Genomic DNA, 15,554 nt, shown 5'->3' with positions numbered 1-15,554 from the left:
CGGGAGCGCACCATGACGACGTCGAACGACAAACTCCTCGAGGCCCTGCGCGCGTCGGTCAAGGAGGCCGAGCGGCTGCGCAGGCGCACCCGCGCCCTGCAGGACCGCCAAACCGAGCCCATCGCCGTCGTCGGCATGGCCTGCCGCTTCCCGGGCGGGGTCCGCTCCCCGGAGCAGCTGTGGGAGCTACTGGTCGCGGGCGGCGACGCCGTGGGCGACTTCCCCGCCGACCGCGGCTGGGACCTCGACGCCCTCTACGACCCCGACCCGGACAGCCCCGGCACCTCCTACACCCGCCGCGGCGCGTTCCTCGACGACGTCGCCGGGTTCGACGCCGACCTGTTCGGGGTCAACCCGCGCGAGGCGCTGGCGATGGACCCGCAGCAGCGGTTGCTGCTGGAGACCACCTGGGAGGTCTTCGAGCGCGCTGGGCTCGACGCCACCACCCTGCGCGGCAGCCGCACCGGCGTCTACGTCGGCGCCAACGTCCACGACTACCCCGAGGCCCTGCGCGGCGCGCCCGACGACCTCGGCGGCTACGTCGCCACCGGCAACGCCGCCTCGGTGGTGTCCGGGCGCATCGCCTACGCCTTCGGCCTGGAGGGCCCGGCGGTCACCGTCGACACCGCGTGCTCGGCGTCGCTGGTGTCGCTGCACCTGGCCGTGCAGGCGCTGCGGGCGGGGGAGTGCGACCTGGCCGTCACCGGCGGGGCCACCGTCATGGCCAGCCCGGCGGCGTTCACCGAGTTCTCCCGCCAGCGCGGCCTGGCCGCCGACGGCCGGTGCAAGCCGTTCGCCGCGGCGGCCGACGGCACCGGCTGGGGCGAGGGCGTCGGCGTGCTGCTGGTGGAGCGGCTGTCGGACGCCCAGCGCCTCGGGCACCGCGTCCTGGGCGTGGTGCGCGGCACCGCGGTCAACTCCGACGGCGCCTCCAACGGCCTGACCGCCCCCAACGGCCCCTCCCAGCGCCGGGTCATCCGCGCCGCCCTGGACAACGCCCAGCTCACCACCGCCGACGTCGACGCCGTCGAGGCGCACGGCACCGGCACCGCGCTCGGCGACCCGATCGAGGCCCAGGCCCTGCTGGCCACCTACGGCGCAGACCGGGACCGGCCCCTGCTGCTGGGCTCGCTGAAGTCCAACATCGGCCACACCCAGGCCGCCGCGGGCGTCGCCGGGGTGATCAAGATGCTGCTGGCCCTGCGCCACGGCACCCTCCCCGCGACGCTGCACGTCGACGCGCCGAGCCCGCGCGTGGACTGGTCGGCGGGCGCGGTGGAGGTCGTCACCGCCGCCCGCGAGTGGCCCGCCGTCGACCGCCCGCGCCGGGCGGGGGTGTCCTCGTTCGGCATGAGCGGCACCAACGCCCACGTCGTGCTGGAACAGGGCCCGGCCACCGAGCCCGCCGCTGATCCCGCTGCCGCTGAGCCGGCCTCGTCCGCCCCGGTGTCGTGGTTCCTCTCCGCCGGGTCGGACGCGGCGCTGCGCGCGCGGGCGGCCGAGCTGGCCGGGACGGGCGCCGACGCCGCCGATGTGGCGCGGTCACTGGTGTTCACCCGCACGGCGCTGCGGTCGCGGGCCGTGGTGGTCGGCTCCGGAGATGTGCTCGCGGACGGCGTCGCCGCGCTGGCGGCGGGGGTTCCGCACCCCGCCGTCGTCACCGGGACCGCGGGCGAGCCCGGGCGGACCGTGTTCGTGTTCCCGGGTCAGGGTTCGCAGTGGGTGGGGATGGCGCGGGGGTTGGCTGCGTCGTCGGAGGTGTTCGCGGCTCGCCTGGCCGAGTGCGATGCGGCATTGAGTGAGTTCAAGGACTGGTCGTTGGACGAGGCCTTGAGTGATGCCGCGCTGCTGGAGCGGGTCGATGTTGTGCAGCCGGTGTTGTGGGCTGTGATGGTGTCGCTCGCGGAGGTGTGGCGTTCGTGGGGGATTCAGCCTGCTGCCGTCGTGGGTCACTCGCAGGGTGAGATCGCGGCTGCTGTGGTTGCGGGTGCGTTGTCCTTGGAGGATGGCGCGCGGGTGGTGGCGTTGCGGTCGAGGGTGCTGCGCAGGTTGGCTGGGCGTGGTGGGATGGTGTCGGTTGCCGCTGGTGTGGAGGCTGTGCGGGGGCGGATCGCTGGTTTTGGGGAGCGGTTGTCGGTCGCTGCGATCAATGGTGAGACCGCTGTGGTGGTCTCCGGTGAGCCGTCCGCCTTGGACGAGCTGGTCGCCGGTTGCGAGGCCGATGGGGTGCGCGCCAAGCGGATTCCGGTGGACTACGCGTCGCATTCGGCTCAGGTGGATGAGCTGCGCGATGAGTTGGCTGAGGTGTTGGCGCCGGTGCGGCCCCGGGTCGGTTCGGTGCCGGTGTACTCGACGTTGACGGGTCGGGTGGAGGACGGCTCGGTGATGGGGGCCGGGTATTGGTTCGACAACCTGCGGTCCACTGTGGAGTTCGCGGGCGCCGTGCGGCGGTTGGTGGACGACGAGTTCGGCGTGTTCGTCGAGTGCTCCCCGCACCCGGTGCTCACCATGGCCCTGCCGGACGACGTCATCGCCGTCGGGTCGCTCAAGCGCGACCACGGCGGGCTCGACCGGATGCTGCTGTCCCTCGGTGAGGCCGTCGTCGCGGGCGCCGCGCCGGACTGGGCCGCGGTCCTGCCCGGCGACGGCCGCGCCGACCTGCCCACCTACCCCTTCCAGCACCAGCGCTTCTGGCCCGCGCGCGGTGCCGCCGACCTCACCTCCACCGGCCTGGTCGGCACCGGGCACCCCCTGCTCGGCGCCGCGCTGTCGCTGGCGGACAACGACGGCGTGGTGCTCACCGGCACGCTGTCCACCGCCACCGCGCCCTGGCTGGGCGACCACGTCGTCGGCGGCCGGGTCGTGGTGCCGGGCACGGCGCTGCTCGACCTGGTGCTCGCCGCGGGCCGCCAGGCCGGGGTGCCGCACGTGGACGGGCTGACCCTGCACGAGCCGCTGGCGCTGCCCGCCACCGTCCAGGTCTCCATCGGCGCGGGCGCGGACTCGCGCCCGGTCACCGTCTTCGCCCGCCAGGACCCCGCCGACGAGTGGGTCCGCCACGCCAGCGGCGCCCTGCGCGCCGAGCCGGTCGAGGTCGCGGTGGGGCAGTGGCCCGCCGACGCCGAGGAGGTCACCCTCGACGGCCTGCACGACCGGTTCGCCGAGGGCGGCATCGCCTACGGCCCCGCCTTCCGCGGCCTGGTCCGCGCCTGGCGCCACGGCGACGAGGTCCTGGCCGAGGCCGCGACCGACGCCGACACCGGCGGCTTCGGCGTGCACCCCGCCCTGCTCGACGCCGCCCTGCACGCCCTGGCCACCGCCGAGGGCGCGCCCGCGCTGCCCTTCGACTGGCAGGGCGTCACGGTGCACGCCGCCGGGGCCCGCGCCATCCGCGCCCGGATGACCCCCGCCGGACCCGACGCGGTCTCGCTCGTCGTCACCACCCCGGACGGCGAGCCGGTGCTCACCGCCGAGCGCCTGTCCTTCCGCCCCGCCGACCTGTCCGCCCCGACCACGCCGCTGCACCGGCTGGACTGGACCCCCACGCCCTCGACCGGCGCGGACCCGGTCGACCTCGCGGACGCGCACGCCGACCTGCCCGCCCCGCTGGTCGTCCGCTGCCCCGCCGGGACGACCGCCGCCGACGTCCTGCCGCTGCTGCAAGCCTGGTCCACCCGCGACGACGGCCTGCTGACCCTGGTCGTCGCCACCGACCCCGATGGCGCGGGCGCCGCGGGTCTGACCCGCAGCGCCGCCGCCGAGCACCCCGGCCGCTTCGCTGTCGTGGAGACCCCGGACGCCGTGTTGCTCCCGGCGGGCGACGAGCCTTGGACCCGGGTTCTCGACGGTGCCTTGCACGCCCCCCGCCTCGCCAGGGTCACCGACGAGGGCGCGGCCGACCCGTTCCCCGCCGACGGGCCCGTGCTCGTCATCGGCGGCACCGGCACCCTCGGCGCTGAGGTCGCCCTGCACCTGGCCCGGCGCGGCGTGCGCACGCTGGTGCTCACCAGCCGTCGCGGCCCGGCCGCGCCCGGCGCCGCGGACCTCGTCGCGCGGCTGGCGGAGCTGGGCGCAGAGGCCACCGTCCACGCCTGCGACGCCGCCGATGCCGACGCGCTGCGCGCCCTGCTCACCGAGCACCCCGTCACCGCCGTCGTGCACACCGCGGGCGTCCTCGACGACAGCGTGCTGGCCGCGGTGACCCCCGACCGGCTCGCCGCCGCCGCGACCCCCAAGGTCACCGCCGCCCGCGCGCTCGACGAGGCCACCGCCGGACTCGACCTCACCGCGTTCGTGGTGTTCTCCGCCGCCGCGGGCCTGTTCGGCAACCCCGGCCAGGGCGCCTACGCCGCCGCCAACGCCGCCCTCGACGCGCTCGTCGCGCGCAGGCGCGCCGAGGGCAAGCCCGGCACCGCCCTCGCCTGGGGCCTGTGGGACCAGGCCAGCGGCATGACCGGCCACCTCGACGCCGCCGCCGTGGCCCGGCTCGCCAGGGCCGGGGTCGCCCCGCTGCCCACCGCCACCGCCCTCGCCCTGTTCGACGCCGCCACCGCCCGCGACGAGGCGCTGCTGGTCCCGGTCGGGCTCGACCTCGCCGCCCTGCGCGCGCGCCCCGAGGTGCCGCACCTGCTGCGCGGCCTCGTCGGCCCGCGCCGGGCGCACCTGCGGTCGGTCGAGGCGGGCGGCGCCGACGCCCTCGCCGGGCTGACCGGCGCCGAGCGCGAGCGCAAGCTCCTCGACCTGGTGCGCACGCACGCCGCGGCTGTCCTCGGCCACGCCTCGGCCACCGCCGTCGAACCCGGCCGCGCGTTCAAGGAACTGGGCTTCGACTCGCTGACCGCCGTCGAGCTGCGCAACCGGCTCGCCGCGGCCACCGGCACCCGGCTGCCCGCCACCGCCGTGTTCGACCACCCCACCCCCCGGGCGCTGGCCGCCGCCATCGCGGGCAGCGCCCCCGCGCCCCAGGCCGCGGCGACCACGGTGGCGGCCGGCGAGCCGATCGCGATCGTCGCGATGGCCTGCCGCTACCCCGGCGGCGTCGACAGCCCCGAGCGGCTGTGGGAGCTGGTGCGCTCCGGCGGCGACGCCATCGCCCCCTTCCCCGCCGACCGCGGCTGGGACGTGACGGGCGGCTACGACCCCGCGGGCGAGCGGCCGGGGTCGTTCTCCGCGCGCGAGGGCGGGTTCCTCGACGGCGTCGCGGACTTCGACGCCGAGCTGTTCGGCATCAGCCCGCGCGAGGCGCTGGCGATGGACCCGCAGCAGCGGCTGCTGCTGGAGGTGGCCTGGGAGGCCTTCGAGCGGGCGGGGGTGCCCGCCGAGTCGCTGCGCGGCAGCCGCACCGGCGTGTTCGCGGGCCTGATGTACTCCGACTACGCCGCCCGGCTCGACACCGTCCCCGCCGACGTCGAGGGCCACCTGGGCACCGGCAACTCCGGCAGCGTCGCCTCCGGCCGGGTGGCCTACGCCTTCGGCCTGGAGGGCCCGGCGGTCACCGTCGACACCGCGTGCTCGTCGTCGCTGGTTGCCATGCACCTGGCCGCCCAGGCGCTGCGCAACGGCGAGTGCGACCTGGCGCTGGCGGGCGGGGTCACGGTCATGTCCACGCCCGGCCTGTTCGCCGAGTTCTCCCGCCAGCGCGGCCTGGCCCCCGACGGCCGCTGCAAGGCCTTCGGCGCCGGGGCGGACGGCACCGGCTTCGCCGAGGGCGCGGGCCTGCTGCTGGTGCAGCGGCTGTCCGACGCGCGCAAGGCCGGCCGCCGCGTGCTGGCCGTGCTGCGCGGCTCCGCGGTGAACTCCGACGGCGCCTCCAACGGCCTGACCGCCCCCAACGGGCCCTCGCAGGAGCGGGTCATCCGCGCCGCGCTGGCCGCCGCGGGCCTGCGCCCGTCCGATGTGGACGCCGTGGAGGCGCACGGCACCGGCACCGTCCTGGGCGACCCGATCGAGGCCCAGGCGCTGCTGGCCACCTACGGCCAGGACCGCGCCACCCCGCTGCGGCTGGGCTCGGTGAAGTCGAACATCGGCCACACCCAGGCCGCCGCGGGCGTCGCGGGCGTGATCAAGGTCGTCGAGGCGCTGCGGCACGAGGAGCTGCCCGCGACCCTGCACGCCGACCAGGCCAGCCCGCACGTGGACTGGTCGGCGGGCGCGGTGTCGCTGCTGACCGAGCCGGTCCCGTGGCCGCGCGCCGCGGTGCCGCGCCGGGCGGGCGTGTCGTCCTTCGGCGTCAGCGGCACCAACGCCCACGTCGTCATCGAGCAGGGCGACCCCGAGCCCGCGCCCGCCGCCGAGGCGCCCACCGAGGTGCCGCTGGTGCTCTCCGCCCGGTCCGAGGCCGCGCTGCGCGCCGCCGCGGCCCGGCTGGCCGAGGCGCTGCCCACCCTGCCCGTGGTCTCGGCCGCCTACTCCCTGGCCACCACCCGGGCCCGGCTCCCGCACACCGCGGTGGCGCTGAGCCCGCAGGCGCTCGACGCGCTCGCCGCGGGCGGGCAGGACCCGATGCTGGTGCGCGGGGTGGCCCGCGACCCCGGCGCGGTCGCGTTCGTCTTCCCCGGGCAGGGGTCGCAGTGGGTCGGCATGGCCCGCTGCCTGCTCGTCGACTCCCCGGTCTTCGCCGCGCGGATGGCCGAGTGCGCCGAGGCGCTGGCCCCGTTCACCGACTGGTCGCTGACCGACGCGCTCGGCGACGCCGACCTGCTCGACCGGGTCGACGTGGTGCAGCCGGCGCTGTGGGCGGTGATGGTGTCCCTCGCCGCCGTCTGGCGCTCCTGGGGCGTCGAGCCCGCTGCGGTGGTCGGCCACTCGCAGGGCGAGATCGCCGCCGCGGTGGTGGCAGGCGCGCTGTCGCTTGAGGACGGTGCCCGCGTGGTCGCGCTGCGCTCGCGGGCGCTGCGCGGGCTGGCCGGGCGCGGCGGCATGGTGTCGGTCGCGCTGGGCGAGGACGACGTGCGCGCCCGGATCGCCCCCTGGGGCGAGCGGATCTCGGTGGCCGCGGTCAACGGCGCCACCGCCGTGGTCGTCTCCGGCGAGCCCGACGCCCTCGCGGAGCTGATCGCCGCCTGCGAGGCCGACGACGTGCGCGCGCGCCGCGTCCCGGTCGACTACGCCTCGCACTCCGCCCAGGTCGACGACCTGCGCGCGGAGGTCATGGCCGCGCTGGAGCCGATCCGGCCCCGCGCGGGCGAGATCCCCGTCTACTCCACGCTCACCGGCCAGGTGGAGGACGGGTCGGGCATGGACGCGGGCTACTGGTTCGCCAACCTGCGCTCCACCGTGCAGTTCGCCGACGCCGTCGACCGGCTGCGCGCGGACGGGGTCGGGGTGTTCGTCGAGTGCTCCCCGCACCCGGTGCTCACCGTGGCCATGCCCGAGGACGTCGTGGCGGTCGGCTCGCTGCGCCGCGACGACGGCGCGCTGACCAGGATGCTGCTCTCGCTCGGGGAGGCCGTCGTCGGCGGCGTCGTCCCGGACTGGGCCGCGGTCATCCCCGGCGGGCGCCGCGTCGACCTGCCCACCTACCCCTTCCAGCGCACCCGCTACTGGTTGGAGCCCGGCCCGCAGGCCCCCGCGGGCGACACCGAGTTCTGGGCCGCCGTCGCCCGCGGCGACCTCGACGCCCTGGCCCCCGCGGGCCCCGAGCGCGACGCGCTGCGCACCGCCCTGCCCGCGCTGGCCGCCTGGCACGGCCGCAGGCAGGACCGCGAGGCCATCGACTCCTGGCGCTACCGCCTCGACTGGGAGCCCGTGCACGCCACGGGCGGGCTGCCCGCGGGCGACTGGCAGGTGCTCGTCCACGCCGAGCAGGCCGAGCACCCCTGGCCGCGCGCCGCCGCCGAGGCCCTGGGCGCCGAGGTCGTCACCGCCGACGACACCGACGACCGCGCGAGCCTGGCGGCCAGGCTGCGCGGCGACGGCGTGCTGTCCTTCCTCGCCCTCGCCGAGCACCCGCACGCCGAGCACCCCGACCTGCCCGCGGGCCTGGCCCTGACCCTGGCCGCGGTGCAAGCCCTGCACGACACCGGCGCCACCGCCCGGTTCTGGGCCGCCACCAGCGGCGCGGTCTCCACCGGCGCCGACGACCCGGTCCGCGCGCCCGCCCAGGCGCAGGTCTGGGGCCTGGGCAAGGTCGTCGCGCTGGAGCACCCCGCCCTCTGGGGCGGCCTGGTCGACCTGCCCGCCGACCCGGCCGACCCGGCCGCCGCACTGGCCGTCCTCACCGGCGAGGAAGACCAGGTCGCGGTGCGCGCTGACGGCGTGCGCGCCGCCCGGCTGCTGCGCTGCGCCCCCACCGCGGCCGACCCGTGGCGGCCCACGGGCACCGTGCTGCTCACCGGTGGCACCGGCGCGCTCGGCCCGCACGTCGCCCGCTGGCTGGTCGCCGCGGGCGCGCCCCGGGTCGTGCTCACCAGCAGGCTCGGCGCCGACGCCCCCGGCGCGGCCGAGCTGACCGCCGAGCTCGACGGCGCGGTGGAGTTCGCCCGCTGCGACGTCACCAGCGCCGCCGACGTGCGCGCGGTGGCCGACCGGCTCGCCGCCGAGGGAGCCCCGGTGCGCTCGGTGCTGCACGCCGCCGCGTTCATCAAGCTCGACCCGGTGGCGGCCACCACGCCCGCGGAGTTCGCCGCGGTCGTGCGCCCCAAGGTCGGCGGTGCCCTGGTGCTCGACGAGGTCTTCGGCGACACCGTCGAGGACTTCGTGCTGTTCTCCTCCATCGCCGCCACCTGGGGCAGCGGCGACCACGCCGCCTACGCCGCGGCCAACGCCCACCTCGACGCCCTCGCCGCCGCCCGCCGCGCCCGCGGCGCCGCGGGCACCTCGATCGCCTGGGGCGTGTGGGCCGCGGCCAACGAGTGGGACGACGGCCACGTCCACGAGGGCGTCGACCCCGAGCGCGTGCACCGGCAGGGCCTGCCCTTCCTCGACCCCGCCCGCGCGCTCACCGCGCTGGGCGAGGTCGCCGCCGGGCCCGACGCCGTGCCCGCCGTGGCGGACGTCGCCTGGGACCGGTTCGTGCCCGTGTTCACCTCGCTGCGCCCGAGCCCGCTGCTCTCGCGCCTGCCCGAGGTCGCCGCCCTCACCGAGGCCGACAGCGGCGCGGGCGGCGCGGCCGGGGGCGGGCTGCGGGCCGAGCTGGCCGGGGTCGCCCCCGCCGACCGGCTGCGCCGCCTGGTCGCCGTCGTGCGCGAGCACGCCGCCGCCGCGCTGGGCCACGGCGGTGCCGACGGGGTGGACCCGCGCACCGCCTTCCGCGACCTGGGCCTGGACTCGCTCACCGCCGTGGACCTGCGCAACCGGCTCACCGCCGCCACCGGCCTGCGCGTGCCCACCACGGTCGTGTTCGACCACCCCACCGCCACCGCGCTCGCCGAGCACCTCGACGCCGAGCTGTTCGGCCGCGCCGCGCCCGCCCAGGTCGTCGTCCGGGAGGCCGTCGACGAGCCCATCGCCATCGTCGGCATGGCCTGCCGCTTCCCCGGCGGGGTGGCCTCGCCCGCCGACCTGTGGCAGCTGCTCGACGCGGGCGGCGACGCCATCGGCCCGCTGCCCACCGACCGCGGCTGGCCCGCCGACCTGCACCACCCCGACCCCGACCACCCCGGCACCACCTACGCCGCCGCGGGCGGGTTCCTCGACCGGCTGGCCGACTTCGACCCCGCCTTCTTCGGCATCTCCCCGCGCGAGGCCGCCGCGATGGACCCGCACCAGCGGCTGCTGCTGGAGGTGTCCTGGGAGGCCCTGGAGCACGCGGGCGTCGACCCGACCACGCTGCGCGGCACCCGCGCGGGCGTGTTCGCGGGCGTCAACTACCAGGACTACGCCGCCCGCCTGACCGGCGCGGACGACCTGTCCGAGGGGCACCTGCTCGTCGGCAGCGCGGCCAGCGTCGTCACCGGCCGCGTCTCCTACACCCTGGGCCTGGAGGGGCCCGCGGTCACCGTCGACACCGCGTGCTCGTCGTCGCTGGTCGCCCTGCACCTGGCCGCACGCTCGCTGCGCTCCGGGGAGACCGACCTGGCGCTGGCGGGCGGGGTCGCGGTGATGTCCAGCCCCGGCGCGCTCATCGGCTTCTCCCGCCAGCGCGGCCTGGCCGCCGACGGCCGGTGCAAGGCCTTCGGCGCGGGCGCGGACGGCATGTCGCTGGCCGAGGGCGCGGGCATGCTGCTGGTCACCCGGCTCTCCGAGGCCCGCAGGCGCGGGCTGCCCGTGCTCGCCGTCGTGCGCGGCACCGCCACCAACCAGGACGGCGCGTCCAACGGCCTCACCGCCCCCAACGGGCGCTCGCAGCAGCGCGTCATCCGCGAGGCGCTGGCCGAGGCCGGGCTCGGCGCGGCCGAGGTCGACTACGTCGAGGCGCACGGCACCGGCACCGCCCTGGGCGACCCCATCGAGGCCGACGCCCTGCTGGCCGCGTACGGCCAGCGCCGCGACCAGCCGCTGCTGCTCGGCTCGGTGAAGTCCAACATCGGCCACACCCAGGCCGCCTCCGGCGTCGCCGGGGTGATCAAGGCGGTGCTGGCGCTGCGCCACGCCCACCTGCCGCGCACCCTGCACGCCGACGAGCCGACCCCGCACGTCGACTGGACTGCGGGCGCGGTGCGGCTGGTGCAGGAGCCGACGGCGTGGCCGCGGACCGGCCGCGCCCGCCGCGCCGCGGTGTCCTCCTTCGGCATGAGCGGCACCAACGCGCACGTGGTGCTGGAGCAGGGCGACCCGCTGCCCGAGCCCACCGCCACCCCGTCGGCGGCGCCGGTGCCGCTGCTGGTCTCGGCCCGCACCCCGGCCGCCCTGCGCGACCAGGCCGCCCGGGTCGCCGCCGCGCTGCCCGCGCTCCCGGCGGCCTCGGCCGCGTTCTCCCTGGCCACCACCCGCACCGCCTTCGACCACCGGGCCGTCGCGCTCACCCGGGACGCGCTCGCCGCGCTCGCGGGCGGCACCCCGCACCCGCTGCTGGTCGAGGGCGTCGCGGGTGACCCGGGCGGGATCGCGTTCGTCTTCCCCGGGCAGGGCTCGCAGTGGGTCGGCATGGCCCGCGCCCTGCTGGCGGGCTCGCCGGTGTTCGCCGAACGGATGGGCGAGTGCGCCGCCGCCCTGGCCGCGTTCGTCGACTGGTCGCCCGCGGCGGCCCTCGACGACGCGGAGCTGATGGGGCGCGTGGACGTCGTGCAGCCGCTGCTCTGGGCGGTCATGGTGTCGCTGGCCGAGGTGTGGCGGTCGTGGGGCGTCGAGCCCGCGGCCGTCGTCGGCCACTCCCAAGGGGAGATCGCCGCGGCCGTGGTGGCCGGTGCGTTGTCCCTGGAGGACGGTGCCCGCGTGGTCGCGCTGCGCTCGAAGGTGCTGCGCAGGCTGGCCGGGCGCGGCGGCATGGTGTCCGTCGCGCTGCCGCAAGACCAGGTCGCCGCGCGGATCGCCGCGTTCGGGGAGCGGCTGTCGATCGCGGCCATCAACGGCGCGTCGGCCGTGGTGGTCTCCGGCGAGCCGTCCGCCTTGGACGAGCTGGTCGCCGGCTGCGAGGCCGAGGGTGTGCGCGCCAAGCGGATCCCGGTGGATTACGCGTCGCATTCGGCTCAGGTGGATGAGCTGCGCGACGAGTTGATGGCGGTGCTGGAGCCGGTGCGCCCGCGTGTGGGCGAGGTTCCGGTGTACTCGACGTTGACGGGTCGGGTGGAGGACGGCTCGGTGATGGGGGCCGGGTACTGGTTCGACAACCTGCGGTCCACTGTGGAGTTCGCTGGTGCGGTGGAGCGGTTGGCGGCGGACGGGTTCGGCACGTTCGTCGAGTGCTCCCCGCACCCTGTGCTGACGATGGCCCTGCCCGAGGACGTCCTCGCGGTCGGGTCGCTCAAGCGCGACGACGGTGGGCTCTCGCGGATGCTGCTGTCCCTGGGAGAGCTGGTCGTGCGCGGTGTCCAGCCCGACTGGGCCGCCGTCGTCCCCGACGGCGAGCGCGTCGAGCTGCCCACCTACGCCTTCCAGCACGAGCGCTACTGGCTCGACGCCCCGCGCCGCACCGGCGCGACGGGCAGCCACCCGGTCCTGGGCGACGCGGTGGAGCTCGCCACCGGCGCCGGGCTCGTCCTCACCGGCCGCGTCGGTGTCGGCTCGCACCCCTGGACCGCCGACCACGCGCTCAGCGGACGCGTCCTGGTGCCCGGCACCGGCATGCTGGACCTGGCCCTGCACGCCGCCGACCAGGCCGGGTGCGCCCAGGTCGAGGAACTGCTGCTCACCGCACCGCTGGTGCTGCCCGCGCGCGGGGACCTGGACGTGCAGGCCACCGTGTCCGAGCCGGACGACGAGGGCCGCCGCGACCTGGCGATCCACTCCCGCCCCGCGGGCTCGACCGCGCCGTGGACCGAGCACGCGACCGGCGTGCTGAGCCCGCGGGCCCCGGCCGTGCCCGACGCCGACCCGGTCTGGCCGCCCGCCGGGGCCGAGCCGATCCCGGTCGACCCCGACCAGGTCTACGCCGCGTTCGCCGCCGCGGGCTTCGACTACGGGCCCGCCTTCCGCGGCCTGCGCGCCGCCTGGCGGGCGGGCGACGCGCTGTTCGCCGAGGTGGAGCTGCCGGAGGCGGCCCGCGACGGCGCGGCGGGCTTCGCCGCGCACCCCGCCCTGCTCGACGCCGGGCTGCACGCCGCGCTGCTCGACGCCCTCGACGGCCCCGGCGGCGGCCTGCCGTTCGCCTGGCGCGGCGCGGCCCTGCACGCCACCGGCGCCGTCGCCCTGCGCGTGGCCCTGCGCCCGGTCGGCCCGGACGCGATCTCGCTGGACTTCACCGACACCGCGGGCAGCCCCGTGCTGACCGTCGCGTCGCTGGTCTCGCGGAAGATGACCGCCCGGTCGCTGTCGTCCGCGCCCGACTCGCTCTACCTGACCCGGTGGACCCCGGTGCCCGCGGGCGACGACCAGACCGAGACGGTGGTCCTGCGCCGCACCGGTGCGAGGACCCAGCGCGACGCCGTCGTCGACACCATCACCGAGCTGCGCGCGCTGCTCTCCGGCGGCGACGCGCGCGTCGCCGTGGTCACCGAGCGGGCCGTGGCCGTCCGCGACGGCGAGGACGTGCTCGACCTGGCCCACGCCCCGCTGTGGGGCCTGGTCCGCTCGGTGCAGGCCGAGCAGCCGGGCCGGGTCGTGCTGGTCGACCTCGACCCGGCGGGCACCCCCGAGGCCGACCTGGCCGCCGCCCTCGCCGTGGTGGACGAGCCGCTGCTGGCCGTGCGCGACGGCGCGGTCCTGGCCCCGCGGCTGGCCAGGGTCGGCGCGAGCGCCTCGCTCGTCCCGCCCGGCCCGGTGTGGCGGGTCGAGGCCCCCGAGCCCGGCACGCTCGACGCGCTCGCCGCGGTCGACTGCGCCGAGGAGGTCGCCGAGCCCGGCCCGGGGCAGGTGCGGGTCGCGGTGCGCGCGTCCGGGCTGAACTTCCGCGACGTCATGATCGCCCTGGGCATGTACCCCGAGCGGGCGCAGCTCGGCGGCGAGGGCGCGGGCGTGGTCACCGCCGTCGGCGCGGGCGTCACCGGGTTCGCCCCCGGCGACCGCGTGCTCGGCATGTTCACCGGCGGCTTCGGCACGCACGCGCTGGCCGACGCCAGGATGCTCGCCCCGCTGCCCGCGGGCTGGGGCTTCGCGGAGGCCGCCGCCGTCCCCGTCGTGTTCCTCACCGCCTACTACGGCCTGCGCGACCTCGGTCGCCTCGCGGCGGGGGAGACCGTGCTCGTGCACGCCGCGGCGGGCGGGGTCGGCATGGCCGCCGCGCAGCTGGCCCGGCACTGGGGCGCGACCGTGCTGGCCACGGCGAGCCCGGCCAAGTGGGACGCCGTGCGCGCGCTGGGCGTCGAGCGGGTGGCGTCCTCGCGCGACCTGGCCTTCGCCGAGGAGTTCGGCGCGGGGTCGGTCGACGTGGTGCTCAACTCGCTGGCCGGGGAGTTCGTCGACGCCTCGGCGGGCCTGCTGCGCCCGGGCGGGCGGTTCGTCGAGATGGGCAAGACCGACGTCCGCGACGGCCTGCCGGGCGCCGAGTACCGGGCGTTCGACCTGCTCGCGGACGCGGGCCCGGACCGGGTCGGGGAGATCCTGCGCGAGGTGCTGGCGCTGTTCGACCAGGGCGCGCTGACCCACCTGCCGCGCACCGAGTTCGACGTGCGCCGCGCCCCCGACGCGTTCCGGTTCGTCAGCCACGCCAAGCACATCGGCAAGGTCGTGCTCACCACCCCCGCCCCGCTCGACCCCGACGGCGCGGTCCTGGTCACCGGCGGCACCGGCACGCTGGGCGCGCACGTGGCCCGCAGGCTGGTGGCCAGGCACGGCGTGCGGCACCTGGTGCTCGCCGCCCGCTCCGCGGGCACGGCCGTCGACCTCGCCGACGAGCTGCGCGCCGCCGGGGCCGAGGTCGTCCTCGCCGCCTGCGACGTCGCGGACCGGGCCGCGCTGGCCGACCTGCTGGCGGGGCTCGACCGCCCGCTGACCGCGGTGGTGCACGCGGCGGGCGCGCTCGACGACGGCACCCTCGACACGCTCACCCCCGAGCAGGTCGACGCCGTGCTGCGGGTCAAGGCGGACGCCGCCACGGCGCTGCACGAGCTGACCGGCGACCTCGCCGCGTTCGTCCTCTTCTCCGCCGCGGGCGCGACGCTGGGCAGCCCCGGGCAGGGCAACTACGCCGCCGCCAACGCCGCCCTCGACGCCCTGGCCGCCCACCGCCGCGCCCACGGCCTGCCCGCGGTGTCGCTGGCCTGGGGGCTCTGGGACGACGCCAGCGGGCTCACCGCGGGCGTCGACCGCGCCCGGCTCGGCCGCGGCGGCGTGCGCGCGCTGCCCACCGCCGAGGCGCTGGACCTGTTCGACGCCGCGCTGCTGGTCGACGAGCCCGTCCTGGTGCCCGTCGGCCTCGACCTCGCCCCGCGCGAGGTCGTGCCGCCGCTGCTGCGCGGCCTGGTCCGCACCACGGCGGCGCGGCGCGCGGCCGCCACCGCCGCGGGGGAGGTCCCGCTCGCGCAGCGGCTCGCCGCCACCGCGCCGCGGGCCCGCGCCGGGCTGGTGCTCGACGTGGTGTGCGACCACGTCGCGGCCGTCCTCGGGTTCACCCACCGGGCGTCGGTCGACCCCGAGCGGCCGTTCAAGGACGTGGGCTTCGACTCGCTGACCGCCGTCGAGCTGCGCAACCGGCTCACCGCGGCCACCGGGCTCAAGCTGCCCGCGACCCTGGTGTTCGACCACCCCACCCCCGCCGCGCTCGCCGCGCACCTCGTCGAGGGCCTGGGCGGCGAGGGCCTGGGCGCGCCTGCCCCCTCGGCACCGGCCGCCCGGGACACCGACGTCACCGCCGAGCTGGACCGGGTCGCGCTCGCGCTGGAGACCGCCGACGCGGGCGCCGCCGGGGCCCTCGCCGCCCGGTTGCGCGAGCTGCTCGACCGGGCGACCGCGGTGGCCGAGCCGTTCGACCCGTTCGAGCCCGAGGACCCCGCCTCGGCCACGGCGCTGGCCGACGTCGCCGACGAGGACATCTTCGACTTCATCGACCAGCGCTTCGGCCGCTCGGAAAGTGTGTGAGG

1 protein-coding gene is annotated in these 15,554 nt (G+C 77.7%); it reads left to right on the top strand.

Features of this window, described 5'->3' with window-relative positions; genetic code table 11:
• The first annotated feature begins 12 nt into the window (after nt 1-12).
• Nucleotides 13-15,552, top strand: a complete 15,540-nt coding sequence (locus BJP25_RS36160) for a type I polyketide synthase (RefSeq protein ID WP_075974854.1) — start codon at nt 13-15, stop codon at nt 15,550-15,552.
• The last annotated feature ends 2 nt before the right edge of the window (nt 15,553-15,554 follow it).

Source organism: Actinokineospora bangkokensis (genome assembly GCF_001940455.1).
Classification (GTDB): Bacteria; Actinomycetota; Actinomycetes; order Mycobacteriales; family Pseudonocardiaceae; genus Actinokineospora; species Actinokineospora bangkokensis.
This window is presented reverse-complemented; position numbering and strand designations above follow the sequence as displayed.